Here is a 23782-nt window from a genome sequence, read left to right as displayed (position 1 = left end):
AGCAAGCCTATCGGGGTGTGCCTGAGCGACTCAGACGCGTCGCAGCGCTTCTCCGGCCGCGTCGAGCGCGCCGTCGGCGAGAGAGAAGTACGCCCACTTGCCGCGCTGCTCGCGAGTGACGAGTCCGGCGTCGGCCAGGAGCTTCATGTGGTGCGAGACGGTGCCCTGCGACAGGCCGACCGGGGCGGTGAGATCGCAGATGCAGGCCTCGCCGCCCTCCGCCGACGAGATGAGTGACAGCAGGCGGATGCGCGTGGGGTCTCCCAGCGCTTTGAAGAGGTGCGCGATGCGCTCGGCCTCGGCGACCGGCAGCGCGGCTGCGGTGCCCGGGGTGCAGCAGGCGGTCTGCTCGATCGTCACCGGAAGCGTCATGCGACCATCCTCTCACGTATTGACATTCTTCGATACGTGAGCGACGCTTCTCATATCGATGATTTTCAATCTGAGGAGATGTGATGTCTGAACTGCCCGTCGTGGTGATCGGAGCGGGACCCCAGGGCCTCGCCGCAGCGGCACATCTGATCGAACGCGGTGAAGACGTCGTGGTGGTCGAACGAGGGCAGGGGGCTGCGAGCGCCGTCTCGGAGTGGGGGCATGTGCGCCTGTTCTCGGCATGGCCGGAACTGACAGACTCGGCCGCCCGTCGCCTGCTCGAGCCGACGGGGTGGAGCGCTCCTGCGTCTGGCTACCCGACCGGGGCGGAGTGGGTGAGCGACTACCTGGCGCCGCTCGCGAGTGCCCTGGGAGGCCGCATCCGCTACGCGACGACCGTCACGGGAGTCGCACGCCAGGGGCGCGACAAGGTCGTCGACGCCGGGCGCAGGAGTTCGCCGTTCGTCGTGCACACCGTCGACGTCGACGGTGTCGAGTCCCGCATCCTCGCCCGTGCCGTCGTCGATGCGAGCGGCACGTGGGGCATGCCGAATCCGGCAGGCGCCGACGGCTTCCCGGCGGTCGGCGAGCGGGCGGCATCCGATCTCATCTCGTATCGCATCCCGGCCGACGTGTCGGAGCTCGCCGGCGAGCACGTCGTCGTCGTCGGAGCGGGGCACTCCGCCACCCATGCGGTGCTGCGCCTGAGCGAGCTGGCTCGCCGCGCACCGGGAACCCGGGTGACCTGGCTGCTGCGCCGCGGCAGCGCCGCGAACGTCTTCGGCGGCGGCAGCGGAGACGAGCTGCCGGAGCGCGCCGCACTGGGCGCTCGCGCCCGCAAGGTCATCGACCAGGGCGTCGTCGAGCTGGTCACGGGGTTCCGCGTCGCGGAGTTCCGCGCCGGGGAGTTCCGCGCCGGGGGCGACGGCATGACGATCGTCGCCGAGGACGGACGCGAGGTGGCGGCTGTCGGACGGGTGTTCGCGCTGACCGGCTTCCGTCCGGACACCGGCATCCTGCGGGAGCTGCGCATCGACCTCGACACCTCCCTCGAGGCCGTCGCCGGCATCGCCGCAGAGATCGATCCGAACATCCACTCGTGCGGATCGGTGTCGGCGACCGGCGCGCGCGAGCTCGCACAACCGGAGCTCGGGCTCTTCATCGTCGGCGCGAAGTCGTACGGCCGCGCGCCGACGTTCCTCGCGCTGACGGGGTACGAGCAGGTGCGCAGCGTCGCCGCACACCTGGCCGGAGATCACGAGGCCGCGGCCCGCACTGAACTCGTCCTCCCTGACACCGGCGTCTGCGGCGGATCGGGGGACTTCGGCGAAGCGGATGGTGCAAGCTGCTGCGCCGCACCGAGTGTGCTTCAGATCGGCAGGATTCCGTCGCCGTCGCCGTCGCCCGAGCCCGCACGCTCGCTTACCCTGGAGACATCATGACGACCACCACCAAGCCCTCCGTCCTGTTCGTGTGCGTGCACAACGCCGGACGCTCGCAGATGGCCGCAGGCTTCCTGCGCGAGTTCGCCGGAGACCGCATCGAGGTGCGATCCGCCGGTTCCATGCCCGCCGAACAGATCAACCCGGTCGCGGTCGAGGCGATGGGCGAGCTCGGCATCGACATCACCGCCGAGCAGCCCAAGGTGCTCACGACCGAGGCCGTACAGGCGTCCGACGTCGTCATCACGATGGGATGCGGCGACGCCTGCCCGTTCTTCCCGGGCAAGCGCTACGAGGACTGGAAGCTCGACGACCCGGCCGGTCAGGGCATCGACTCCGTGCGTCCGATCCGTGACGAGATCCGCCGCCGCATCGAGACGCTCGCGGGCGAACTGCTGGCCTGACCCCGACCCCTGCGCCTCGGGAGGAGAACTGCGCTTCGGGAGGACGGATGCTGCGGCATCCTCCTCCCGAAGACGAGATCTCCTCCCGAAGGCACGGACGGGACGGATCAGCAGACGACTCAGCGGGCGACGATGAGGCCCTGCGTCTTCTCCTGCACGGCCTGGAACCGACGCTGCACGTCGGACCAGTTGACGAGCTCCCAGAATGCCTTGACGTAGTCGGCGCGCACGTTGAGGTAGTCGAGGTAGTAGGCGTGCTCCCAGACATCGAGCTGCAGCAGCGGGGTGACGCCGAGCGGGGCGTTGCCCTGCTGGTCGAACAGCTGGAAGATGACAGGTCGCGCTCCGACGCTGTCCCACGCGAGCACGGCCCAGCCCGAGCCCTGCACGCCGAGTGCGGTCGCCGTGAAGTGCGCGCGGAAGGCGTCGATCGAGCCGAACGCGTCGGTCAGTGCCGCCTCGAGCTCGCCCTCGGGGTTGCCGCCGCCGTCGGGCGAGAGGTTCTCCCAGAACACCGAGTGGTTGATGTGACCGCCGAGGTTGAAGGCGAGGTCCTTCTCGAGCTTGTTGACCGCGGCGAAGTCGTTCGAGTCGCGGGCTGCGGCCAGCTGCTCGAGCGCGGTGTTGGCACCGGTCACGTAGGCCTGGTGGTGCTTCGAGTGGTGCAGCTCCATGATCTTGCCCGAGATGTGCGGGGCGAGAGCCGAGTAGTCGTACGGCAGCTCGGGGAGGGTGTACGCAGAGGTCATGCTGTTCCTTTCGGTGGGGTTTCAGTGCTGGTCGTTCGGCAGCGAGTGGAATCGGCGGTCGAGATACACGAGCGGGCGGCCGGGCTGCCCCAGGAGCACCTCGTCGACCTCGGCGATCACGACGGTCGAGGAGCCGACGGCGACAGTCGTCATCGGGTGGCAGCGCATCGCCACGCGGGCTTCGCGCAGATACGGCTCGCCCGTGGGCAACGAGCTCCAGCCCTGCTCGGGGGTGAACCGATCAGCGCCGCTCACGGCGAAGCTCTGCGCCAGCGCGGAGTGCTCGTCGTCGATCAGGTGCACGACGAACGTGTCGGCCGAGAGGATCGACCCGGCACTGCCGGTCGCCCTGGTGACCGAGAAGACGATCGCGGCGGGATCGACCGCCACGGACGCGACGCTGGATGCCGTGAGGCCGACCGGCCCCGCGGGGGTCATCGCCGTGATGATCGCGACTCCCGCCGGATGCGCGCGGAACGCGGCCTTGAGCCCTTCACCGACCTCTGAGGGAACCGGCGCTGCGGGGTGCTGCTGACTGCTCATTCGGGTGCCTCCTGGGGCGGAAGTGCGGAGATGATCGGGTGGTCGCGCTCGATGATGCCCAGCTTCGCGGCGCCACCGGGTGACCCCAGCTCATCGAAGAACTCGACGTTGGCCTTGTAGTAGTCCTGCCATTCTTCCGGCAGGTCGTCTTCGTAGTAGATCGCCTCGACGGGGCAGACGGGTTCGCACGCACCGCAGTCGACGCATTCGTCGGGGTGGATGTACAGCGAGCGCTCGCCCTCATAGATGCAGTCAACCGGGCATTCGTCGATGCACGCACGATCCTTGACATCGACGCAGGGAAGGGCGATCACGTAGGTCATAGGGTGGCGGTCTCCGTTCGGGTCACGGTTGCAACCGTATGACCTCAAGTACACTTGAGGTCAAATCGAGGAGGCCGGGATGAGCGCAGACACCGATACGGACCGCACCGTCCACGGCCCTGACGAGCCGTTGACGATCGGCGAGATGAGCAGGCGCACCGGGGTCGCCCCCTCGGCCCTGCACTTCTACGAGAGTCTCGGCCTCATCGCCTCCACGCGCACGGCCGGCAACCAGCGGCGCTATGCCAGACACATGCTGCGCCGGGTGTCACTCATCACCGTGGCGAAACGCCTCGGTATCCCCCTCGCCGACGTGCAGCACGCATTCGCGGATGTTCCGCTGACGCAGACGCCGAGCCACGAGGACTGGCAGCGCGCATCGCGACGCTGGAAGCGCGAGCTCGAGAAGCGCCGCGAGGGCATCGAGCGCCTGGAACGCGAGCTGACCGGGTGCATCGGCTGCGGTTGCCTGTCGATGAAGGCGTGCGGCCTGCTGAACCCGGGTGACGCACTCAGCAGCCAGGGCGCGGGCCCGCAGCGCCTCCGCGACGAGGACGCCTGAGCGCCCCCGTCACAGATGATCAGGCCACGGTGAACGCGGCGCTCAACAGCACCTCGTCGCGCGAGCTCGGACCCACGAGCAGTTCGAACGCACCGGATTCGACGCGACGGATGCCGGCGGCGTCGACGATCGAGCACTCCGCCACCGCGAGCTCGAGACGCACTCGCGCCGACTCCCCCGGCGCGAGGTCGACCTGACGGTAGCCCTTGAGCTCCCGGTCGGCCCAGCTCACGCTCGTGATGGAGTCGCGCACGTAGACCTGCACGGTCTCGCGCACCGGACGCTCCCCCGTGTTCGTCACCGTCACCTCGGCGATGATCGTGTCGTCGCGACCCAGCGTCGTCGAGGCGAGCGACAGCTCGCCGTACGACACCGTCGAGTACGACAGCCCCTCACCGAACGCCCAGGCCGGGGACTGCGTGAGGTCGGCGTAGCGGTCGCCGTGCTGTCCGCGGATCTGGTTGTAGTACGTGGGCTGCTGACCGACGTGACGCGCGAACGAGATCGGCAGTCGCCCTGACGGCTCGACCGCACCCGAGATGATCTCGGCGAGCGCGCGCCCGCCCTGCATGCCCGGGTTCGCCGCCCAGATCACGGCGGCTGCCTGCGAAGCGGATGCCGGAAGCACCAGCGGCTTGGATGCGAGCAGCACGATCACCACGGGCTTCCCCGTCGCGATCAGCGCGTCGAGCAGGGCGTTCTGCCCACCGATCAGCTCGAGGGTCGCGGTCGAGCGCCCCTCGCCGACGAGCTCGATGCGGTCGCCCACGACGGCGACCACGACATCGGATTCCGCCGCCGCAGCCACGGCCTCGGCGATCAGCGTCTCGTCCGGTGCGCTCGGCACGACGACCGAGGGCCGGGGCTGGCCATCGGGGAACTTCGCGCCCCGAGGGTCTTCCTCGAGCGTGAGGATGTCGGCGCCACGCGCATGCGTGACCGACCACCCCTCGACGCCTGCGAGGCCGTCGAGCACGGTGGTGATCATCTCGCGCGGCTGACCGTCGAGCCATCCGGCCTGGCCGGAGCCACCGGCCCAGTCGCCGAGCTGCGTCTGGGCGTCGTCGGCGAGCGGACCGACGACGGCGACCTTCAGCGCTGTCGCGGCATCCAGGGGCAGCACGCCGTCGTTCTCGAGCAGCACGATCGAGCGACGCGCGGTCTCGAGGTTGAGTTCGGCGTGCGCGGCGCTGCCGACCACGGCATCCAGGTCGTCCTGCGGAAGCCGCGGGTCTTCGAACAGCCCGAGCTCGAACTTGAGGGTGAGGATGCGGGCCACGGCGTCGTCGAACGCGTCTTCGGCGAGCAACCCGTTCGACACCGCCTCGAGTGCGCCCTCGAAGAAGCCCGGAGTGTTCATGACCATGTCGTTACCGGCGCTCACGGCGGCGGCCGAGGCGTGGGCGTAGTCGGGCTGCACGTGCTGCTCCCACACCATGCGGCCGACGTTGTCCCAGTCGGTGATGAGGGTGCCGGTGTAGCCCCACTCGCCACGAAGAACGTCGCTGAGCAGCCAGTCGTTGACCGTGATCGGCACGCCGTCGGTCGTCTGGTAGCCGAGCATGAACGTGCGGCATCCCTCGCGTGCGACCCGCTCGAACGGCGGCAGGAACCACGACCGCAGCTTGCGCCGAGAGATGTCGGCCTCGCTCGCGTCGCGTCCGCCCTGCGTCTCGGAGTAGCCGGCGAAGTGCTTGGCCGTCGCGAGGATGGCGGTCGGGTCGTCGAGGCCGTCGCCCTGATATCCGCGCACCATCGCCGAGGCGAGTTCGCCGATCAGGAACGGGTCTTCGCCGAAGGTCTCGTCGATGCGGCCCCAGCGCAGGTCGCGCGCGATGCACAGCACCGGCGAGAAGGTCCAATGGATGCCGGTCGCCGCGACCTCGACCGCGGTCGCTCTCGCGACCTTCTCGACGAGCTCGGCATCCCACGTCGCAGCCATCCCGAGCTGTGTCGGATAGATGGTCGCTCCGGGCCAGAACGAGTGGCCGTGGATGCAGTCCTCTGCGACGAGCAGCGGGATGCGCAGCCGTGTCTGGGAGGTCAGCTCGTTCGCCCGGATGATGCGCTCGGGCGAGGTGTGCAGGATCGAGCCGACGTGCTTGCCCAGCACGTGGTCGTCGAGGTCGTCGCGGGCGTCGAGCTGCAGCATCTGCCCGACCTTCTCCTCGACCGTCATGCGGTCGAGGAGGTCGGCGACGCGCGCCGCGATCGGCAGTTCGGGGTCGAGGTAGGGCAGGGATTCGGTCAGGGTCTGAGAGGTCATCACTTCGTGTTCTGTGTCTTCGTGTCGTGTGTCTGGTTCGTCGTATCGTCCGCGGCGCTCTGCACGGTACCCGAGTCGGTCGCCGGGATGCTGCGCACCGCCGTCACCGGGTCGTTCACGTTGAGCCCCTTCTTCTTCATCGCACGGGCGCGCTCACCCGCCGACCGCAGCCGCGGGTTGACGTACTCATCGATGCCGAAGTTGATGAGCGACAGGGCGACGCCGATGATCGCGATGCAGAGCCCCGCGGGCACGTACCACCACCACAGCCGCGGGAACGCGCCGTTCTGCTGCGCCCAGAAGAGGATCGTGCCCCAGTTGAGGTTGCTCACCGGGATCACGCCGATGAAGGCGAGGGTCGTGAGGCCGAGGATCGCCGCCGTGACAGTGCCGACGAAGCTCGACGCGATCAGCGCCATGAGGTTCGGCAGCATCTCGACCGTGATGATGCGGTGCAGCGGTTCGCCGTTGGCGCGGGCGGCCTGGATGAAGTCGCGGTTGCGCAGCGACATGGTCTGCGCGCGCAGCACACGCGCACCCCACGCCCAGCCCGTGAGTCCGAGCACCGCGGCGATCACGATGAGCGGCGGGTTCTCGAACTGCGACGCCACGATGATGATCAGCGGGATGCCGGGGATCACGAGGAACACATTGGTGAGGGCCGAGAGCGACTCGCTCTTCCAGCCGCGCACGTAGCCGGCGATGACGCCGATCGTGATGGCGATGATCGTCGCGATGATGGCCGACAGGAAGCCGACCACGACGACGCCGCGCGTGCCGAAGATCAGCTGGCTGAGCACGTCTTCACCCATGTGCGTGGTGCCGAGCCAGTGGTCGAGCGAGGGCGGCTGCCGCAGGGCCGTGCGGTCCTTCTGCGTGGCCCCGTAGGGGGCGAGCAGCGGGGCGAAGATCGCGATCAGCACGAACACCCCGAGGATGATCAGGCCGGCGATCGACTTGGGGTTGCGGAACATGGCGAACGAGTGCGCGAGCTGCGACCAGAAGGTCTTGCGGCCGGGCGCGCCGTCGCGCGCGGTGCGGAACGTCGCGGTCTCCGGCATCCCGGTGGGGACCGTGCTGCCGTCGGGGGCCGTGGTGTCGGTCGAGGTGGGAACGCTCATGTCAGGCCTCCGTCTGGCGCGTGCGCGGGTCGAGGTATGCGTAGACGATGTCGGCGAGGATGTTGGCGACCAGCACCGACAGCGTGATCACCAGGAAGACTCCCTGCATGAGGGCGAAGTCCTTCGCATTGGTGGCGTCCAGCAGCAGCTTGCCGACGCCCGGGTAGCTGAAGACCATCTCCATGACGATCGTGCCGCCGACGATGAAGCCGATCGACAGCGCGAAGCTCTGGATCTGCGGCAGCACGGCGTTGCGGGCGGCGTATGCCCACAGCACCCGCCTGTTCGGCATGCCCTTCGCCTGCGCGACCGTGATGTAGTCCTCGTCGAGCACCGTGAGCATCATGTTGCGCATGCCCAGCATCCATCCGCCGAGCGACGCGATGATGATCGTGACCGCCGGCAGGGTGCCGTGCATGATCACCTGACCGATGAAGTCGAGGCTCCATTCGGGCGACTGGCCCTTGTCGTAGGCGTGCGACGACGGGAACCATTTGAGCGTCGACGAGAAGATCGCGATCGCGATCAGACCCAGCCAGAAGTACGGGATCGTGTTGAAGAACGTTGTGATCGGGATGAGCGCGTCGAGCCTGCTGCCGCGCTTCCAGCCGACGATCGCGCCGCCGATAGTTCCGAGCGCGAAAGAGATGATCGTGGCGATTCCGACGAGGCCGAGCGTCCACGGAAGAGCGGATGCCAGCACCTCGGTCACCGGACGAAGACCGTGCAGCGTGGAGATGCCGAGGTCGCCGCGGAACAGCATCGCCCAGTAGTCGAGGTACTGCTGCCACATCGACTTGTCGGTGTCGACGCCGAGCAGGATGCGCAGCGACTCCGCAGCCTCGGGGCTGACGTTGCGGTTGCGGGCGAGGTACGAGCTGACCGCGTCGCCCTTCATGAACCGGGGCAGGAAGAAGTTGATCGTGATGGCCGCCCACAGCGTGAACAGGTAGAACCCTGCGCGTCCGGCGAAGAACCGCCAGGGTACGAGCTTCCTCCCCTTCTGCGCGGTGGTCGCCGTCGTGCCGACCTCGAGCGCGTCGCGGTTCTCCTGTTCGATCTGACCCAGATCGGGGGATGCGGTGGTCACAGTGCACCTCCGTGCGAGCCGGTCGTCGCGAAATGCGTGTCGGGGTCGGGAGACGCCGCCCGCAGCTCGCGCGTGTAGGGGTCCTGCGGGTTGAGGATCACGTCGTCGGCATCGCCGTACTCGACGACGCGACCCTGGTTGAGCACCATGATCTTGTCGCTGAAGTGCCGCGCGGTCGCGAGGTCGTGGGTGATGTAGAGCACTCCGAGGCCCTCTTCTCGCTGCAGATCGGCGAGCAGGTTCAGCACCCCGAGACGGATCGACACGTCGAGCATCGACACGGGCTCGTCGGCGACGAGCAGTGACGGACGCGAGGCGAGCGCGCGGGCGATGGCGACGCGCTGACGCTGGCCACCGGAGAGCTCGTGCGGACGGCGGTCGATCACGGCATCCGCATCGAGGCGCACGCGCTCGAGCAGTCGGCGCACCTCTGCCTCGGTCTCGTTCTTGGGCACGACGTCGTCGAGCCGGATGGGGCGCTCGAGGTGGTACCTGATCGAGTGGTACGGGTTGAGCGACGCGAACGGGTCTTGGAAGACCATGCGCAGCTGTTGACGGTACTTCCTCAGGCCCTTGCCGCGCCGGGGAATGGGCGTGCCGTCGAGCCGCACCTCGCCCGACGTGGGCGTCTCGAGCTGGGTGAGGATCTTCGCGATGGTCGACTTGCCGCTGCCCGACTGACCGACGAGACCGATGGTCTGGCCGGAGTTCAGGGTGAAGCTGACGTTGTCGAGAGCCTTGAGCTGACCGGCTCCTCTGACGTTGTAGACCTTGGTGACATCGGCGAACTCGAGAGTCGTCATCGGGTCAGCACTCCTCTCGCGCCGGTGAGACGGGGGAACGACGACAGCAGGGTCTTCGTGTAGTCGTTCTGCGGGTTCGTCCAGATCTGCTCGGCGGAGGCGAGCTCGACGATCTCGCCCTCGCGCATGATCGCGATGCGGTCGCTGATCTCGAGCAGCAGCGGCAGATCGTGGGTGATGAAGATGACCGAGAAGCCGAACTCGTGACGCAGCTGCGAGATCTGCTTGAGGATCTCGCGCTGCACCAGCACATCGAGAGCCGTGGTCGGCTCGTCCATGACCATCAACTGCGGGCGCAGCGCCAGTGCCATCGCGATCATGACGCGCTGACGCATGCCACCCGACAGCTCGTGCGGGAACGAGCGCGTGCGCTGACGGCCGACCTTGACGATCTCGAGCAGCTCCTCGGCCTCGGCCCTGCGCTGCTTGCGAGTCATGCCGGGCCGGTGGATCTCGAACACGTCCTCGAGCTGCGAGCCGATCGTCGCCACCGGGTTGAGCGCGTTCATCGCGCCCTGGAACACCATGGAGACCTTGTCCCAGCGGAACTTCTGCATCGCATCGACGTCGAGCGCGTTGATGTCGACGTCGACACCGGATGCGTCGTGGAACGTCACGCTGCCGCCCGCGATCACGGCCGGAGCCCGCAGCAGACGCTGCACGCCGTAGGCGAGGGTGGTCTTGCCGCATCCGCTCTCTCCCGCGAGGCCGAGGATCTCTCCTCGCTGCAGTTCGAGCGTCACGTTCTTCACCGCCTCGACGGGCGGATCGACGTCGTACACGACAGAGAAGTCGCGCACGCTGAGCAGGGGTTCTGACATGGGATGTCCTTCGTCGGTCGGGTGGGGCGCGTTCCGTCTCGGTCCTTCGGTCCTCGCTCAACGACCGGGGAGGGTGGCCTCCCCCGGTCGTTGAGCGAGCGAAGCGAGACGAAACGCGCCGAATCTGCGTACGACGCCTCGTGCTTACTCGGCCGGCTTCAGCTTCGTGAGGATCTGCACGATGTTCTGCTGAGTCGGGTCGCCCGAGGCATACGGGTCCTCCTCCGAAGGCCACCCGACGTAGTTGCGGGTGTTGTACTCGCCGAGCAGCGGGTGCGCGCCGAGCGGGATCGCCGGGACCTGCTCGACGAAGATCTGCTCGAGCGTCGTGATGGCCGCGGTGCGCTCGTCATCGGACGACGCGTTGGCGTAGGTGTTCAGCGCGTCGGTCGCAGCGGGGTCTTCGAAGCGTCCGAAGTTGAACCCGGCGATGCCCTCGGGTGAGATCCAGCGCGGGTCCATCGTCGACGTGTAGAGACCGTAGGCCGTGCCGCTGTCTTCGAGCCAGTGGATGATGGCCGAGAACGATCCGTCGTCGCGGGGTCCTGCCCAGCCGCCCCAGTCGGGCATGTCGATCTTGACCTCGGCGCCGATGGCCTCGGTGACGTCTTCGGCGATGAGCTCCTGCGCGGTGTTCCAGTCGCTCCACCCCGAGGGCACCGAGAGCGTGAACGAGACGGGCGTGCCGTCGGGGGCGATCAGCGCGTCGTCCTTCCAGGTGTATCCGGCTCCCTCGAGCAGGTCGCGCGCCTTCTCGGCATCGACGGAGTACTCCTCGCCCTGGAACTCGGGCTGGATCTCGTCTTCGAGGATCGACGAGAGTCCGGTCACAGACCACACCGGCTCGCTCGCCCCTTCACGGGCGATGTCGACGTACGCGTCGCGATCGATGACCCAGGCGAGGGCCTGGCGGAACGCCACGTCGTCGAACGGCTTCTGCTGCAGGTTCATGAACAGCGTCGCAGAGCCGGTCGTCGGGGCCACGAAGAACTTGTTGTGCTCGGGGTCGGCGTCGAGGAACTGCTCCTGGATCTGCGGGATGAACGCCTGCGCCCAGTCGGCCTCGCCCTGTGCGAGAGCGGTGGTCAGTGCCGTGTTGTCGCCGTAGGAGACGTAGTGCAGTTCGGGAACCGCGAGGTCGCCGCCCCAGTAGTCGTCGCGCGCCTCGAGGGTGACCGACTCGGTCGACCAGTTCGACAGCGCGTAGGGGCCGGTGCCGACCAGGTCGTCGCCCTTGACGGGGTCGGTGGCAGGCTCGTCGAGGTTCTCCCAGATGTGCTTCGGCACGATCGGCACGTGCAGCACGCGGGCCTGGTTCACGTACTTCGACTCGCCGAAGTTCAGCGTCACAGCGTCGCCGTCGACGGTCGCGCCCTCGAACTTGAGGCCTGCGGTGTCGAGCGCAGGGGTCGAGACGAGCTCGTAGGTGAAGACGATGTCGTCGGCGGTGAAGGGCTCGCCATCGCTCCAGGTGACGTCCTTGCGAGGCACGACGGTGAGGGCCGTGTAGTCGTCGTTCCACTCGATGCTCTCGGCGAGCCAGGGGGTGACCCCCCGATCGCCGGTCTGGTTCACGAGGGCGAGGGTCTCGAAGATGACCTTGCCGTAGCCGTACTTCGAGGCCGACGAGTCGCCGACGTAGGGGTTGTTCGACTCGGTGGTGATCGCACCGTCGGGCTTGGCGATCGTCAGGGCTGCGCCGCCTGCTCCGGCGTCTCCGTCGTTCGATCCGCCGGCTGCGCAGCCGGCGAGGGCCGAGACGCCGAGGGCGGAGATCGCCGCGACAGCGATCATGGACTTTCTGAGCTTCATTGCTTCTCCTTGGGCACGGGTCGTTGTGCTGTGTGGCTGTCGGTGCACGGGCATCCGACCTCATTCGCTTACTGGCGAGAAAGTAAGCTGGTGCGAGGTTACCCGCCAGTAAGTAGAGTTGGCAAGTACGATCCAGTGCAGGATTCGGTGCAGAAGAGGATGGACCATGTCGAAGGATGCTGTCGCCCACACGTCCGTCCGGCCTGCCACACGCGAGAAGCGGGAGCAGATCCTCAAAGCCGCCGTCGAGATCTTCGGCAACAAGGGGTCGACGAACGGCACTCTCGCCGATGTCGCGGAGCAGGTGGGCATCACCCACGCCGGCGTGCTGCACCATTTCGGCTCGAAGCAGAAGCTGCTGCTCGAGGTGCTCGCCTACCGCGACCAGGCGGACGTCGCAGAGCTCGCCGAGAAGCACATCCCCGGCGGGCCGGAGCTCTTCCTGCACCTCGTGCGCACGGCGGTCGCGAACGAACGGCGCCCCGGCATCGTGCAGGCCTACACCGTGCTGTCGTCGGAGTCCGTGACCGACAACCACCCCGGTCGCGACTACTTCGAAGACCGCTACACGACCCTGCGGCGCGAGGTCACCGACGCCTTCCACCTGCTGTGCGCGCAGGAGGGTGTGACGGAGCCCGACACCGTGGCCACCGCCGCCGCCAGCATCCTCGCCGTGATGGACGGGCTGCAGCTGCAGTGGCTGCTGCACCGTGACGTCTTCGACCTGGGCGAGGCGAGCGAGTTCGCGATCCGCTCGATCGTCAACGGTGTGCTGCACCCCGGACCGGCACTGGAGTCGTACCGCCGCGACTAGGTGCCACGACTAGGCTCGGGGCCATGACGATCGACCTCGAAGCGCTCTACACAGACCTGCACCAGCACCCTGAACTGTCGTTCCAGGAGACGCGCACCGCCGGCATCGCCGCCGGTCACCTGCGGGATCTCGGCCTCGAGGTGCACGAGGGCATCGGCGTCACCGGCGTGGTCGGCATCCTGCGCAACGGCGAAGGTCCGGTCGTCTGGGCGCGCGCCGACATGGATGCACTGCCCGTGGGCGAAGAGACCGGCCTCGCCTATGCCAGCACCGCGACCGGCATCGACCCCGCCGGCAACACCGTGCCCGTCATGCACGCCTGCGGTCACGACATGCACGTCACCGCCATGATCGGTGCGGTCGAGAAGCTCGTCGCCGAGAAGGACGACTGGTCGGGAACCGTGGTCGTGCTGATCCAGCCCGCCGAGGAGTACGGAGCAGGCTCCCGCGCCATGCTCGACGCCGGCCTCCGTGACCTCGTGCCCCACCCCGATGTCGTCCTGGGCCAGCACGTCACTCCCCTGCCCGCCGGCACGATCGGCGTACGCCCAGGCACCCAGATGGCGGCATCCGACGGCCTCACCGTCGTGCTGCACGGACGCGGCGGTCACGGCTCGCGGCCGCACTCGACCATCGACCCCGTCGTCATGGCCGCGGCGACCGTCATGCGACTGCAGACCATCGCCTCGCGAGAGGTCGACCCCCGCGACGTCGCCGTGGTGACGGTCGGCTCGATCCACGCGGGTCTGAAGAACAACATCATCCCCGCCGAGGCGAAGCTCGAGCTCAGCCTGCGCTACCCGAACGACGAGATGCGCGACAAGGTGCTCGCGAGCGTCGAGCGCATCGTGCGCGCCGAGGCCGCGGCATCGGGAGCAGAGCGCGAGCCCGAGATCCGCACCGACCACACCCTGCCGCCGACGATCAACGATGCGGATGCCACGGCACGCGTCACATTGGCGCTGCAGCGCGCGCTCGGTGAGGCGTCGGTGATCGACCCCGGCATGTTCACCGGCAGCGAGGACGTGTCGTGGTTCGCCCGCGACACCGGGGCGCCCCTGGTGTTCTGGTTCTGGGGCGGCGTCGATGCGGCGAAGTTCGCCGCGGCATCGGCGGCCGGGACCCTCGACAAGGACATCCCGACGAACCACTCGCCCTTCTTCGCACCGGAGATCCACCCGACGATCGAGGTCGGCGTCACGGCGCTGTCGGCGGCTGCGCGCGAGTTCCTCGACTGAGGCTGTTCGCTCGCCGTTCACAATTCAGCATGGACGGCCGGAACCGGGCCGCAAGCCTGCCCTGAGCCCGCGGAACGCGCGTTCTCTGCTGAATTGTGAACGCGAAGAGGCGCTGCCTCAGCCGCCGATGGCGTTCATGCCGCGGGCGGGCTGCAGGAAAGACGGGTCGTTGATGGCGTGGCCCGGCAGCTTGCCGTGCACGCATGAGCGCAGCATGGCACCGATCCCCTCGGCACGGTGACCCGCATCGGGGGCCTCGTCCCCGCGCAGCACACCGATCAGGTCGTACTCGGCGTTGGAGAACAGGCAGTTGCGCAGCTGACCGTCGGCCGTCAGGCGCAGCCGGTCGCACGCGCCGCAGAAGGGGGCGGTGACCGAAGCGATCACACCGACCTCGTGCGGGCCGCCATCGATGCGCCACTTCTCGGCCGGTGCTCCGCCGCGTCCGGGAACGGGCTCGAGACTCCACCGCGCGCCGAGCTTCTCGAGGATCTCCTCGCGCGTGACCATCGAGGCGCGGTCCCACGTGTGGCCGGCGTCGAGCGGCATCTGCTCGATGAAGCGCAGCTGTGCGCCGACCTCCATCGCGAAGGCGACCAGGTCGGGCAGCTCGTCGTCGTTCACGCCGCGCATCGCGACGGTGTTCAGCTTGAGCGGGCGCAGTTCGGATGCCGCCGCTGCCGCGATGCCCTCGAACACGTCGTCGATGCGGTCGCGGCGGGTGAGGTCGGCGAAGCGCTGACGGTCGACCGTGTCGATGCTGATGTTCAGACGTGTGAGCCCGGCGTCGATCAGTGCGGGCAGGTGCTTCGCGAGCGTGATGCCGTTGGTGGTCATGGCGACCTCGACGGGGCCCTCGTCGCCCTGGATCGCCGAGACGCGGCGAACGACCTCGACGATGTCGGCGCGCAGCAGCGGTTCACCGCCCGTGAGCCGGAAGGTGCGGATGCCGAGCGAGGCCGCGACCTGCGCCACCTCGACGATCTCGTCGGTCGACAGGATGCTGGTGCGCGCGAGCCATTCGTTGCCCTGCTCGGGCATGCAATACGTGCAGCGCAGCGAGCAGCGGTCGGTCAGCGAGATGCGCAGGTCGCGGTGCACGCGACCGTGCGTGTCGACGAGGCCCTGCGACGCGGGCGCGGCGGCATCGAGGACCGCGGCGCTCGGCGCTCGCATCCCGATCACGACCGGCACAGCCGTCATCGCTCGTTCCCTCTCCCCGACATGTTCCGAGACTACCCGCGCCTCCGACACCGCGGCCCATGCGGGCGCGACGACCGGCATATTGCCAGGTCGCGGAGCCGGTCGGCTCGGACGGGACCGCCTGGCTGGTGTTCGCCCACCTGGCGGCATCCGCGGCCGCATCCGATCAGCCATCCGGGATCCCGCCGGCACCCGGAGCCGCGGCGAATCAGGCTCGACCGTTCTCCTTCGCGGCTTCGCGCACCGCCGTGTGCTCCAGGTTGGCGAGCAGTTGGAGGCGCTCATGGGTGGCCGAGCCCGGCTCAGCAGAGAAGACGATCATCGAGAGACCCCGGTCGGACGCGAGGTCCATGGCCTGGAATGTGAGGTCCAGGTCTCCGACCACGGGGTGGTGCACCTTCTTCATCCCCGTGCGGTGCTCCCGCACATCGTGGGCTCCCCACAGCGTACGGAAGAGATCGCTGCGGGTGGAGAGCTCACCGACGAGATCGCTGAGCTTCCGGTCGTACGGCGACCGACCTGCCTCGGCACGGAGCACAGCGACGATCTGACGCGTCTGCGCGTCCCACTCCCGGTAGAAGGACTGGGCGCGTGGATCGAGGAACATGAACCGTGCCGCATTGGCCGGGGGATGCGCGTCATCGAGCATCTCGGAGAACAGCGCCCGACCGAGGGCGTTGGTCGCGACCGCGTCCAGACGACCGTTCTGCACATAGACGGGAACGGTGGAGATCGCATCGATCGTCTGCCGCAAGCCCGGCGTGAGCTGCTGCGCCCGTACGGGACGACGACGCGGCTGCCGATGCGCTCCGGCGTTCGCCGCCCTGATGAGGTCGTGCAGATGCGCGTGTTCGGCATCGTCGAGCTGCAGGGCCCGGCTGACTCCGTCGATGACCTGCTCCGACACCCCGGCCGCGTTGCCGCGCTCGAGGCGCTTGTAGTACTCGGCACTCATTCCGGCGACGAGGGCGACCTCTTCTCGGCGCAGCCCCGGCACCCGACGACGACCGCCGAAGTCGGGCAGCCCGACTTGCTCGGGGGTGAGCTTGGCACGCCTCGTCGTGAGGAACTCGCTGATGGCGTCGTGGGTCTCCATGCCAACGACGGTACGCCGATCCGCTCGGTCGAGAGGGGTCCTGTCGGTGCACCCATAGCCGGGGCCACGCTAACTCGGGCCGAAGAGCGTTGACTCGAATCATCATCCGACAGAAGGAACAGTCATGAAGAACGCACACCTCGGAAGCCTGGACGTCTCGCGCATCGGCCTCGGCGCCATGACCATGGCGGGCACATACACGACCGGGGGTGGCCTCGACAACGACGAGTCCATCCGCACCATCCACCGCGCCCTCGACCTGGGCGTCACCCACATAGACACCGCCGAGATCTATGGGCCGTACCTCAGCGAGGAGATCGTCGGTCAGGCCATCAGGGGGCGCCGCGATCAGGTGAAGATCGCCACCAAGTTCGGGCTCGTCTCACACTCCGGCGGCGGACCGGGTGTGACCGACAGCAGCCCGGAGAACGTGAAGGCCGCCGTGGAAGGCTCCCTGCGACGCTTGGGCACCGACCACATCGACCTCTACTACCAGCACCGTGTCGACCCGAACACGCCGATCGAAGACACGGCGGCCGCGGTCGCCGACCTGGTCGCCGAAGGCAAGGTACTGCACTTCGGGCTCTCCGAAGCCTCCGCCCAGACGATCCGACGCGCGCACACCGTGCATCCGGTGTCGGCGCTGCAGACCGAGTACTCGCTGTGGACCCGTGATGTGGAGTCGGAGATCCTGCCGCTGCTGCGCGAACTGGGCATCGGCTTCGTTCCCTACTCACCGCTCGGACACGGTCTGCTGACCGGTCAGATCCGTTCAGCGGCCGACATCCCCGACGACGACTGGCGCAAGACCAACCCGCGGTTCGTGGGCGAGAACTTCACGCGAAACCTCCGCCTCGTCGACGAGGTGCGCGCGATCGGAGCCGAGATCGGCGCGACGCCGGCGCAGACCGCCCTGGCGTGGATCCTCACTCGCGGCGACGACATCGCGCCCATCCCCGGCACGCGCCGCGTTGCCCGAATGGAGGAGAACACCGCCGCGGACGCCGTCGAGCTCACCGCCGACCAGGCCGACCGACTGACCGCGCTCGAACCGGCTGCGGGCGCACGGCATGACGACGCGAACATGGCCACGATCGACAGGTGAATGGGCTGTGCGGATGAACCATCGATGCTGGAACCTTTCCGGCTGACGAGTCCCCGGGTGGCCGGCGGAGAGGCCGAATCCGATCAGCCATCCGGGATGCCGTGAGCAATCCGGCGCAGCGGAGGCGGACTCAGGTGACGGCGACGAATCCCACGAGCGCCGGGTCGATGCGCAGCCGCAGCCTGTCCCCGACCGTGAGGCCCCCGGCAGCATCCAGCGACAGGTCGACCGCACCCGCATCGGTGTGCACGCGCACGCCTCCCAGCGTGGGCTCGACGCGCGTCACCACGGCCGTCCACGACTCCGGGCCAGCCTCCGCGACCCGTACATCCCCCGGACGGAACACCGCGGCGAGCGCGGCACCGTCCGTCGCAGCGAGCGCACGCGACGCCGGATCCGCGCTGGTCAGCAGCACCTCACCGCTGCGCCACGCGCCTCCGCTCGCCATACCCACCAGGCGATTGAGCCCGGCGATCGAGGCCACGAACCTGGATGCCGGGGTGGCGAGCACGTCGCGCACCGGCCCTGACTGGGTGACACGGCCCGACTCGACGACGATCAATCGGTCGGCGAGCGCGACGGCATCCGCCGCATCGTGGGTGACGGCGACGGTGGTGGTCGAGGCGAGCTGATCGCGCAGCATCCGCCTGATGTCTCCGGCCGTCTCGGGGTCGAGGGCCACGAGCGGCTCATCGAGCAGCACGATGCGAGGGGATGCGGCGAGCGCACGAGCGACGGCGACGCGCTGCTGCTCGCCACCGGACAGCTCGTGCGGCATCCGCTCTCCGGAGCCGGCGAGCCCGACCCGTGCGAGCCAGTCGTCGGCGCCTGCGCGGGCAGCACGATTCTCGATGCCCGCAGCGCGCGGACCGAAGGCGACGTTCTCGCCGACCGAGAGATGGGGGAACAGCCTCGGCTTCTGCCCGAGCAGCACGACACCGCGGCGCATCGGCTCGGTGCGCACCCGTGGCTTGGCGACACGATCCACGACGCGCCCCTCGACCGCGATCTCTCCGGCATCGAGCGACTGGAGTCCGGCGATCGCCTGCAGCAAGGTCGACTTTCCCGCACCGCTCGGGCCCATCACGGCCACTGTCGCGCCGGCGGGCACCTGCAGCGACACGTCGACGACGAAGTGCTCACGCTGCACGACGACGTGGGCGCGAAGACCCTCTGCGCCGGTCATCGCGCCGCCCCGGGACGCCATCCACGCACGAGCAGCAGCACGAGGATCGCGGTGGCGAGCAGCAGCAGCGCGAGGGCGACCGCAGCGCCCTGGGTGACGCCGGCGCCGTTGAAGGCGGTGTAGATCGCCAGCGGCATGGTTTGCGTGACCCCGGGGCGATTGCCGGCGAAGAGCGCAGTGGCTCCGAACTCGCCGATGGCCCGGGCGAAGCACAGCACCACTCCGGCGACGATGCCGGGCGCGGCGAGCGGCAGCGTGATGCGGCGGAGGATCGTCCAGCGTCCGGCGCCCAGAGCCGCCGCCGTGCGCTCGTACTCGACCCCGGAGGTGCGCACGGCACCCTCGACGGCCAGCACCAGGAAAGGCAGCGCCACGAAGGTCTGCGCGAGCACGACGGCCGGAGTGCTGAACGAGAGGCCGAGCCCGCCGAACCACCCCGCTCGTCCGAACAGATAGAGCAGCGCGACGCCGCCGACCATGGGCGGCAGCACGAGCGGAACGGTGACGGCGGCCCGCAGCACGGCGGCGAGACGCGGGCCCGAGCGGGCGATCGTCAGAGCCAGCGGCACTCCGATCACGATGCAGAGCACGGTGGCGATGAGACCTGTGCCGAGCGAGAGCAGCAGCGCCGAGCGTGCGGCCTCCGACGTCACGTCGGCGATGAACGTCGACCACTCGACGCGGGCGACGAGAGCCGCGAGCGGCAGGATGAGGAACGCCAAGCCGATCAAAGCCGGGATCGCCAGCGTGCGTGGAGCGTATCCGCGCGAGACCGCGGCGCTCACGGCGCCCCGAAACCGTGGTCGGCGAGGATCCGCTGGCCCTCGTCCGAGAGCACGAAGGCGACGAACTCCTCAGCCCCCGCCGAGTTCGATGCCTCGGACAACGCTGCGATCGGATAGTGGTTGACGACCTCGTCGGCACCGTCGGGCACGATCGCCTCGACATCGTCGCGGCCGACCACGTCGGTCGCGTAGACGAGCCCGGCGTCCGCCTCCCCTGCTGCGACCTTGGTGAGCACCGCTGTGACGTTCTGCTCGAGGCTCGCCGCATCGACTTCGACTCCGGCAGACGACAGCAGGGTCGTGGATGCCGCGCCGCACGGCACCTCGGGCGCGCAGAGCACCGTCGTGACGTCGGCCAGGTCATCGAGGGTCTCCACCCCGCCGGGGTTGCCCGCAGGAACGGCGATCACCAACGTGTTGGAGGCGAACAGGGTGGGGTCGACCGCAGCATCCTCGAGCTTGCGCATGTTGGCCTCGTCTGCAGAGGCGAACACATCGGCGGGGGCACCCTCGAGCAGCTGGGTGACCAGCGTCGACGAGCCGTCGTACACGCCGGTGAACCGCACCTCGGGATTCTCCTGCTCGAACGCATCGCCGATCTCGTCGAAGGCGCCGGACAGCGACGCGGCGGCGTACACCGTGAGCTCGCCGCTCACCGCGCCCCCGGACGCCCCCTCAGTGCCAGCGGGTGTCGGCGACTCGACGGCACACCCGGTCAGCACGAGGGCGGCGGCAGCCAGTGCGATCGCGACGGTTCGGCGCGGTGTGCGGCGCATGTCAGGCCTTCGGCACTTCGACGACGACCTGCGTCGCCTTGACGGATGCCGTGGCCAGAGAACCCACCTCGAGGTGCAGATCGCGTGCCGCCTCGGCCGACATGAGGGAGACGACGCGATGCGGACCGGACTGCAGGTCGACCTGGGCCATCAGCCCGTCGATCTGCACACGGGTCACGATGCCGACGAAGCGGTTGCGGGCGCTCGAGTGGGCGTCGCTGGATTCGTGCGCCTCATCGGCCAGCTCGACTGCCCGCGCTGCGAGGGCATCGCCGGGGATCTCGGCGGGCACTGCATCGGTCGTCGGCAGCAGGCCCTGATCGACCCAGCGCCGCACGGTGTCGTCACTCACGCCGAGCAGCTGCGCGGCCCGGGCGATTCGAAAGGTCTGCATGCGTGAACATTACCGCGAATGCGGATACTTCGGGATAAATCGACCGCATATGCGGAGCACGACACCCTGGCGCGTTCCCGTCCACTCTCCGACGTCGACGAATCTCGCTGACTTCACCGCGACGTCGCACGCCGGGCATAGCCTGGTGCCATGCAGCCGCTCGTCGCACCCGCACCCGCCCTCGATCCGGCGGAGCTCGTTCGCACCGCCCGGCACGCCGTGCTCGCGGGCATCGGCGAAGAGGGGCAGCGCCGGCTCTCGGCCGCCCACGTCGCGGTCGTCGGTGCCGGCGGCGTCGGCTCCCCCGTGCTGCTCGCGCTGGCAGCCGCCGGCATCGGCACCATCACCGTGATCGACGACGACGTGGTCGAACTGACGAATCTGCAGCGCCAGCTCGCGCACCGCGTCGAAGACATCGGCCGCCCCAAGACCGCCTCCGCCGCCCGCGCGATCACGGCCCTGTCGCCCGACGCCGACGTCCTGCTCGCCACTGAGCGACTCGACTCCGAGAATGCCGAGCGCCTGTTCGCCGGCGCCGACATCGTGGTCGACACGAGCGACTCCTTCGACACCCGCCGCGACGTCGCGGCCGCGACCGAGGCCCTCGGCATCCCTCTCGTCTGGGGAGCCGTGCAGGAGTGGCACGCGCAGGCCACCGTGTTCTGGTCGAACCCGCCCGAGAGCGATCCCGTCGTGCTGACCGATCTCTTCCCACTCGGCACCGAGGGCGAGCCGCCGAGCTGCGCGCAAGTGGGCGTGCTGGGTGCGCTGTGCGTGCAGGTCGGAGGGATGCTGGCGACCGAGGTCGTGAAGCTCATCACCGGCGCGGGCGAGCCACTGCTCGGACGCCTCGCCATGATCGACGCCCTCACCTCGAGGCAGCACGAGATCGCGATCCGGTCGGCGGTGTCGGCATGAGCGCCGCAGGAGGCGGCCGCCGATCGGTCGAGGAGCAGCTCGCTCGCGTGCTCGACGCCGTGCGCACCCTGCCCGGTGAGACACGGGCGATCCGCGACGCCGCCCACCGCACCCTCGCCGAGCCGGCGACGGCAGCCCACGACATCCCCCTCTTCGACAACTCCGCGATGGACGGCTTCGCGGTGCGAGCGGCCGATGTCGCCGCGGCATCCGAAGAGAACCCCGTCACGCTGCGGGTCGTCGCAGACCTGCCCGCCGGGGTGTCGGACGACCCGCCGCTCGCGGCAGGCGAGGCCGCGCGCATCATGACCGGCTCCCCTGCCCCGACCGCGGCGGATGCGATCGTGCCCTTCGAAGACACTGCGGGAGGCCTCGCTGACTCTCTGGGCGAGGTGCGAGTGCTGCGCGCGCCGGCCGCCGCCGAAGCCTTCATCCGTCGCCGCGGCGCGGACCTGAGATCCGGGGATGCAGTGGTGCACGCGGGCGAACGTCTGGGCGCCTTCCAGCTCTCCGCAGCCGTCGCCGCCGGGGTCGAGAGTGTGACCGTGACCCGGGCGCCGCGGGTGGCCGTCGTCTCGACCGGCAGCGAACTGCTCGAACCAGGCGAGAGTGCGGCCCGCGGCCGCATCCCCGATTCCAACGGCCCCCTGCTCGAGCTGCTCGTCGCGGATGCCGACGCCGAGGTCGTGCTCGTCGCCCGCGTGGCCGATGACGCCGAGGCCGTGCGCACCGTCACGGCGACGGCGGTCGAGCGCGGTGCCGACGTGATCGTGTTCACGGGCGGTGTGAGCGCCGGCGCCTACGAGCCCGTCCGCGGTGCGTTCGACGGCCGCGGCGAGGTCGAGTTCGCGAGCGTCGCGATGCAGCCGGGCAAGCCGCAGGCGTTCGGTGTGCTCGACACCGGCACCCTCGTGTTCGGACTGCCTGGCAACCCTGTGAGCGTCGCTGTGTCGTTCGAGGTCTTCGTGCGACCGGCGCTGCTCGCACTGCAGGGTCGCACCGAGATCCATCGCCCCCGCGCATCCTTCACCGCCGATGCGTCCTGGACGCCCCCTCCCGGCCGCCGTCAGTACCTCCCCGCGGTCGTCGACCTCGCGAACCGCACAGTGCGCCCGGCGACCGCCGGAGGCTCGGGCTCGCACCTCGCCGGAGGTCTCGCCAGAGCGCGTGCATTCGCGATCGTGCCCGCAGAGGTCGAGGCCGTCGCCGTGGGCGATGCGATCGATGTCATGCTGGTCGAATGAGCTTCACGCACCTCGACTCGGCCGGCCATGCCCACATGGTCGATGTGACCGGCAAGCAGCCGACCGTCCGCACCGCCACCGCGCGCGGCTTCGTGCGCTGCAGCCCCGACGTGATCGCCGCGCTGCGTGACGGCACCGCTCCCAAGGGCGACGTGCTGGCGGTCGCGCGGATCGCCGGCATCCAGGCCGCCAAGTCGACGCCGACCCTGCTGCCGCTCGCTCACGTGATCGGCGTGCACCGCGCCAACATCGAGCTCTACATCGTCGACGACGGCGTGCACGTCGAGGCGACCGTCGGCACCGCCGACCGCACGGGCGTCGAGATGGAGGCGCTCACGGCCGTGTCGGTGAGCGCTCTGGCGATCGTCGACATGATCAAGGGCCTCGACCGGTCTGTGGTCATCGAAGACGTGCGCATCGTGGCGAAGTCGGGCGGACGCTCGGGCGACTGGGTGCGCGAGGGAGAATCGCGATGACCCGCGTGCGCTACTTCGCCGCCGCAGCCGAGGCGGCGGGCGTCGATGCGGAAGAACGGCATGAGACGTCGCTCGAAGCCCTGCGCGCCGCGGTCGTGGCGGAGCATCCGGCTCTCGTCGACATCCTTCCGCGATGCGCGGTCATGGTCGACGGCGTGCGCAGCGACGACGACCGGTCGCTCGACGACGCCCAGCTGATCGACGTGCTGCCGCCCTTCGCCGGGGGCTGACTCGGGCGT

At 69.1% G+C, this 23782-nt stretch carries 26 protein-coding genes; 10 read left to right on the top strand and 16 right to left on the bottom strand.

Going from position 1 to position 23782, the window contains the following annotated elements; translation table 11 throughout:
* Positions 1 to 30: 30 nt before the first annotated feature.
* Complete coding sequence (locus MRBLMI13_RS10330) at positions 31 to 372, bottom strand: ArsR/SmtB family transcription factor (RefSeq protein WP_042538075.1); 342 nt, start codon at positions 370 to 372, stop codon at positions 31 to 33.
* Positions 373 to 455: 83 nt separating this feature from the next.
* On the opposite strand from MRBLMI13_RS10330, the gene MRBLMI13_RS10325 reads away from it, so the two are divergent.
* On the top strand, positions 456 to 1814 hold the full coding sequence (locus tag MRBLMI13_RS10325; protein ID WP_367822309.1) for an FAD-dependent oxidoreductase: 1359 nt from the start codon (positions 456 to 458) through the stop codon (positions 1812 to 1814).
* Positions 1811 to 2218 carry an arsenate reductase ArsC gene (locus tag MRBLMI13_RS10320; protein ID WP_042538078.1) on the top strand — a complete coding sequence of 136 codons (408 nt, stop codon included), beginning with the start codon at positions 1811 to 1813 and terminating at the stop codon, positions 2216 to 2218. The genes MRBLMI13_RS10325 and MRBLMI13_RS10320 overlap by 4 nt, the downstream gene beginning before the upstream one ends.
* 119 nt (positions 2219 to 2337) lie before the next feature.
* Here the strand turns inward: MRBLMI13_RS10320 and MRBLMI13_RS10315 are convergent, their stop codons facing one another.
* Genes MRBLMI13_RS10315 through fdxA form a run of 3 tightly spaced genes read right to left on the bottom strand, consistent with a single transcriptional unit; the run spans position 2338 to position 3833 of the window.
* Complete coding sequence (locus MRBLMI13_RS10315; protein ID WP_042538081.1) at positions 2338 to 2967, bottom strand: superoxide dismutase; 630 nt, start codon at positions 2965 to 2967, stop codon at positions 2338 to 2340.
* 21 nt (positions 2968 to 2988) lie between these two features.
* The gene (locus MRBLMI13_RS10310; protein WP_056375434.1) at positions 2989 to 3510 is read right to left on the bottom strand and encodes a flavin reductase family protein; all 522 of its coding nucleotides are present in this window, start codon (positions 3508 to 3510) and stop codon (positions 2989 to 2991) included.
* Complete coding sequence (gene fdxA / locus MRBLMI13_RS10305) at positions 3507 to 3833, bottom strand: ferredoxin (RefSeq protein ID WP_042538086.1); 327 nt, start codon at positions 3831 to 3833, stop codon at positions 3507 to 3509. Before fdxA ends, MRBLMI13_RS10310 begins: the two co-directional genes overlap by 4 nt.
* A 79-nt stretch (positions 3834 to 3912) precedes the next feature.
* Between fdxA and soxR the strand changes: the two genes are divergently transcribed.
* On the top strand, positions 3913 to 4395 hold the full coding sequence (gene soxR, locus MRBLMI13_RS10300; protein WP_042538088.1) for a redox-sensitive transcriptional activator SoxR: 483 nt from the start codon (positions 3913 to 3915) through the stop codon (positions 4393 to 4395).
* 19 nt (positions 4396 to 4414) lie between these two features.
* Here the strand turns inward: soxR and MRBLMI13_RS10295 are convergent, their stop codons facing one another.
* From MRBLMI13_RS10295 to MRBLMI13_RS10270, 6 genes are all read right to left on the bottom strand, one after another.
* Positions 4415 to 6661 (bottom strand): glycoside hydrolase family 3 N-terminal domain-containing protein, encoded by a 2247-nt coding sequence (locus MRBLMI13_RS10295; RefSeq protein WP_309693387.1) that lies wholly within the window; start codon positions 6659 to 6661, stop codon positions 4415 to 4417.
* Positions 6661 to 7782, bottom strand: coding sequence for an ABC transporter permease (locus tag MRBLMI13_RS10290; protein ID WP_367822304.1), 1122 nt, complete (start codon positions 7780 to 7782; stop codon positions 6661 to 6663). The genes MRBLMI13_RS10295 and MRBLMI13_RS10290 overlap by 1 nt, the downstream gene beginning before the upstream one ends.
* 1 nt (position 7783) lies before the next feature.
* Complete coding sequence (locus MRBLMI13_RS10285; RefSeq protein ID WP_367822302.1) at positions 7784 to 8872, bottom strand: ABC transporter permease; 1089 nt, start codon at positions 8870 to 8872, stop codon at positions 7784 to 7786.
* Positions 8869 to 9675, bottom strand: coding sequence for an ABC transporter ATP-binding protein (locus tag MRBLMI13_RS10280; protein ID WP_367822301.1), 807 nt, complete (start codon positions 9673 to 9675; stop codon positions 8869 to 8871). Before MRBLMI13_RS10280 ends, MRBLMI13_RS10285 begins: the two co-directional genes overlap by 4 nt.
* Positions 9672 to 10496, bottom strand: a complete 825-nt coding sequence (locus MRBLMI13_RS10275; protein ID WP_042538098.1) for an ABC transporter ATP-binding protein — start codon at positions 10494 to 10496, stop codon at positions 9672 to 9674. Before MRBLMI13_RS10275 ends, MRBLMI13_RS10280 begins: the two co-directional genes overlap by 4 nt.
* Positions 10497 to 10640: 144 nt before the next feature.
* Positions 10641 to 12308 carry an ABC transporter substrate-binding protein gene (locus tag MRBLMI13_RS10270; RefSeq protein WP_367822299.1) on the bottom strand — a complete coding sequence of 556 codons (1668 nt, stop codon included), beginning with the start codon at positions 12306 to 12308 and terminating at the stop codon, positions 10641 to 10643.
* A 166-nt stretch (positions 12309 to 12474) separates the two neighbouring features.
* Between MRBLMI13_RS10270 and MRBLMI13_RS10265 the strand changes: the two genes are divergently transcribed.
* Together MRBLMI13_RS10265 and MRBLMI13_RS10260 are read left to right on the top strand one after the other, a co-directional pair.
* Positions 12475 to 13122: a TetR/AcrR family transcriptional regulator gene (locus tag MRBLMI13_RS10265; protein ID WP_042538103.1), complete on the top strand. Its 648-nt coding sequence runs from the start codon at positions 12475 to 12477 to the stop codon at positions 13120 to 13122.
* Positions 13123 to 13145: 23 nt separating this feature from the next.
* Positions 13146 to 14360 carry an amidohydrolase gene (locus tag MRBLMI13_RS10260; protein WP_367822297.1) on the top strand — a complete coding sequence of 405 codons (1215 nt, stop codon included), beginning with the start codon at positions 13146 to 13148 and terminating at the stop codon, positions 14358 to 14360.
* Positions 14361 to 14477: 117 nt separating this feature from the next.
* On the opposite strand, the gene moaA is transcribed toward MRBLMI13_RS10260, so the two are convergent.
* Both moaA and MRBLMI13_RS10250 read right to left on the bottom strand, forming a co-directional pair.
* Entirely contained in the window at positions 14478 to 15563 is a 1086-nt protein-coding gene (gene moaA / locus MRBLMI13_RS10255) for a GTP 3',8-cyclase MoaA (RefSeq protein ID WP_367822295.1), read from the bottom strand.
* A 208-nt stretch (positions 15564 to 15771) separates the two neighbouring features.
* Positions 15772 to 16659, bottom strand: coding sequence for a helix-turn-helix transcriptional regulator (locus MRBLMI13_RS10250; RefSeq protein ID WP_367822293.1), 888 nt, complete (start codon positions 16657 to 16659; stop codon positions 15772 to 15774).
* Between the two features lie 124 nt (positions 16660 to 16783).
* Between MRBLMI13_RS10250 and MRBLMI13_RS10245 the strand changes: the two genes are divergently transcribed.
* Complete coding sequence (locus MRBLMI13_RS10245) at positions 16784 to 17764, top strand: aldo/keto reductase (protein WP_367822291.1); 981 nt, start codon at positions 16784 to 16786, stop codon at positions 17762 to 17764.
* 130 nt (positions 17765 to 17894) lie between these two features.
* Here the strand turns inward: MRBLMI13_RS10245 and MRBLMI13_RS10240 are convergent, their stop codons facing one another.
* The 4 genes from MRBLMI13_RS10240 to MRBLMI13_RS10225 are packed head-to-tail and all read right to left on the bottom strand — an operon-like array spanning position 17895 to position 20905.
* Positions 17895 to 18950, bottom strand: a complete 1056-nt coding sequence (locus MRBLMI13_RS10240) for a sulfate/molybdate ABC transporter ATP-binding protein (protein WP_367822289.1) — start codon at positions 18948 to 18950, stop codon at positions 17895 to 17897.
* Complete coding sequence (modB, locus tag MRBLMI13_RS10235) at positions 18947 to 19735, bottom strand: molybdate ABC transporter permease subunit (RefSeq protein WP_367822287.1); 789 nt, start codon at positions 19733 to 19735, stop codon at positions 18947 to 18949. Before modB ends, MRBLMI13_RS10240 begins: the two co-directional genes overlap by 4 nt.
* Positions 19732 to 20511, bottom strand: a complete 780-nt coding sequence (gene modA / locus MRBLMI13_RS10230; RefSeq protein ID WP_079112114.1) for a molybdate ABC transporter substrate-binding protein — start codon at positions 20509 to 20511, stop codon at positions 19732 to 19734. Before modA ends, modB begins: the two co-directional genes overlap by 4 nt.
* Before the next feature lies 1 nt (position 20512).
* Positions 20513 to 20905 (bottom strand): TOBE domain-containing protein, encoded by a 393-nt coding sequence (locus tag MRBLMI13_RS10225; protein WP_042538120.1) that lies wholly within the window; start codon positions 20903 to 20905, stop codon positions 20513 to 20515.
* Between the two features lie 150 nt (positions 20906 to 21055).
* On the opposite strand from MRBLMI13_RS10225, the gene MRBLMI13_RS10220 reads away from it, so the two are divergent.
* The 4 genes from MRBLMI13_RS10220 to MRBLMI13_RS10205 are packed head-to-tail and all read left to right on the top strand — an operon-like array spanning position 21056 to position 23773.
* The gene (locus MRBLMI13_RS10220) at positions 21056 to 21823 is read left to right on the top strand and encodes a HesA/MoeB/ThiF family protein (RefSeq protein WP_367822284.1); all 768 of its coding nucleotides are present in this window, start codon (positions 21056 to 21058) and stop codon (positions 21821 to 21823) included.
* Positions 21820 to 23067 carry a gephyrin-like molybdotransferase Glp gene (glp, locus tag MRBLMI13_RS10215; protein ID WP_367822282.1) on the top strand — a complete coding sequence of 416 codons (1248 nt, stop codon included), beginning with the start codon at positions 21820 to 21822 and terminating at the stop codon, positions 23065 to 23067. Before MRBLMI13_RS10220 ends, glp begins: the two co-directional genes overlap by 4 nt.
* Positions 23064 to 23543 carry a cyclic pyranopterin monophosphate synthase MoaC gene (gene moaC, locus MRBLMI13_RS10210; RefSeq protein WP_367822280.1) on the top strand — a complete coding sequence of 160 codons (480 nt, stop codon included), beginning with the start codon at positions 23064 to 23066 and terminating at the stop codon, positions 23541 to 23543. Before glp ends, moaC begins: the two co-directional genes overlap by 4 nt.
* Positions 23540 to 23773 (top strand): MoaD/ThiS family protein, encoded by a 234-nt coding sequence (locus MRBLMI13_RS10205; RefSeq protein ID WP_367822278.1) that lies wholly within the window; start codon positions 23540 to 23542, stop codon positions 23771 to 23773. The genes moaC and MRBLMI13_RS10205 overlap by 4 nt, the downstream gene beginning before the upstream one ends.
* Positions 23774 to 23782 lie beyond the last annotated feature (9 nt).

The organism is Microbacterium sp. LMI13-1-1.1, assembly GCF_040815625.1.
In the GTDB taxonomy this organism is placed as follows: domain Bacteria; phylum Actinomycetota; class Actinomycetes; order Actinomycetales; family Microbacteriaceae; genus Microbacterium; species Microbacterium forte.
Note: the sequence above shows the minus strand (reverse complement) of the source record. Positions and strands in the feature narration are given on the sequence as shown.

What these genes read in the sequence shown, in the direction of transcription:
- MRBLMI13_RS10205 (WP_367822278.1), top strand. Translation starts at nt 23,540, where the DNA reads ATGACCCGCGTGCGCTACTTCGCCGCCGCAGCCGAGGCGGCGGGCGTC.
- MRBLMI13_RS10225 (WP_042538120.1), bottom strand. Translation starts at nt 20,905, where the DNA reads ATGCAGACCTTTCGAATCGCCCGGGCCGCGCAGCTGCTCGGCGTGAGT.
- moaA (WP_367822295.1), bottom strand. Translation starts at nt 15,563, where the DNA reads ATGACGGCTGTGCCGGTCGTGATCGGGATGCGAGCGCCGAGCGCCGCG.
- soxR (WP_042538088.1), top strand. Translation starts at nt 3,913, where the DNA reads ATGAGCGCAGACACCGATACGGACCGCACCGTCCACGGCCCTGACGAG.
- MRBLMI13_RS10290 (WP_367822304.1), bottom strand. Translation starts at nt 7,782, where the DNA reads ATGAGCGTTCCCACCTCGACCGACACCACGGCCCCCGACGGCAGCACG.
- MRBLMI13_RS10310 (WP_056375434.1), bottom strand. Translation starts at nt 3,510, where the DNA reads ATGAGCAGTCAGCAGCACCCCGCAGCGCCGGTTCCCTCAGAGGTCGGT.
- MRBLMI13_RS10260 (WP_367822297.1), top strand. Translation starts at nt 13,146, where the DNA reads ATGACGATCGACCTCGAAGCGCTCTACACAGACCTGCACCAGCACCCT.
- fdxA (WP_042538086.1), bottom strand. Translation starts at nt 3,833, where the DNA reads ATGACCTACGTGATCGCCCTTCCCTGCGTCGATGTCAAGGATCGTGCG.
- MRBLMI13_RS10295 (WP_309693387.1), bottom strand. Translation starts at nt 6,661, where the DNA reads ATGACCTCTCAGACCCTGACCGAATCCCTGCCCTACCTCGACCCCGAA.
- MRBLMI13_RS10325 (WP_367822309.1), top strand. Translation starts at nt 456, where the DNA reads ATGTCTGAACTGCCCGTCGTGGTGATCGGAGCGGGACCCCAGGGCCTC.
- MRBLMI13_RS10220 (WP_367822284.1), top strand. Translation starts at nt 21,056, where the DNA reads ATGCAGCCGCTCGTCGCACCCGCACCCGCCCTCGATCCGGCGGAGCTC.
- MRBLMI13_RS10245 (WP_367822291.1), top strand. Translation starts at nt 16,784, where the DNA reads ATGAAGAACGCACACCTCGGAAGCCTGGACGTCTCGCGCATCGGCCTC.
- MRBLMI13_RS10270 (WP_367822299.1), bottom strand. Translation starts at nt 12,308, where the DNA reads ATGAAGCTCAGAAAGTCCATGATCGCTGTCGCGGCGATCTCCGCCCTC.
- MRBLMI13_RS10265 (WP_042538103.1), top strand. Translation starts at nt 12,475, where the DNA reads ATGTCGAAGGATGCTGTCGCCCACACGTCCGTCCGGCCTGCCACACGC.
- MRBLMI13_RS10320 (WP_042538078.1), top strand. Translation starts at nt 1,811, where the DNA reads ATGACGACCACCACCAAGCCCTCCGTCCTGTTCGTGTGCGTGCACAAC.
- MRBLMI13_RS10315 (WP_042538081.1), bottom strand. Translation starts at nt 2,967, where the DNA reads ATGACCTCTGCGTACACCCTCCCCGAGCTGCCGTACGACTACTCGGCT.
- glp (WP_367822282.1), top strand. Translation starts at nt 21,820, where the DNA reads ATGAGCGCCGCAGGAGGCGGCCGCCGATCGGTCGAGGAGCAGCTCGCT.
- moaC (WP_367822280.1), top strand. Translation starts at nt 23,064, where the DNA reads ATGAGCTTCACGCACCTCGACTCGGCCGGCCATGCCCACATGGTCGAT.
- MRBLMI13_RS10250 (WP_367822293.1), bottom strand. Translation starts at nt 16,659, where the DNA reads ATGGAGACCCACGACGCCATCAGCGAGTTCCTCACGACGAGGCGTGCC.
- MRBLMI13_RS10280 (WP_367822301.1), bottom strand. Translation starts at nt 9,675, where the DNA reads ATGACGACTCTCGAGTTCGCCGATGTCACCAAGGTCTACAACGTCAGA.
- MRBLMI13_RS10275 (WP_042538098.1), bottom strand. Translation starts at nt 10,496, where the DNA reads ATGTCAGAACCCCTGCTCAGCGTGCGCGACTTCTCTGTCGTGTACGAC.
- modA (WP_079112114.1), bottom strand. Translation starts at nt 20,511, where the DNA reads ATGCGCCGCACACCGCGCCGAACCGTCGCGATCGCACTGGCTGCCGCC.
- MRBLMI13_RS10330 (WP_042538075.1), bottom strand. Translation starts at nt 372, where the DNA reads ATGACGCTTCCGGTGACGATCGAGCAGACCGCCTGCTGCACCCCGGGC.
- MRBLMI13_RS10240 (WP_367822289.1), bottom strand. Translation starts at nt 18,950, where the DNA reads ATGACCGGCGCAGAGGGTCTTCGCGCCCACGTCGTCGTGCAGCGTGAG.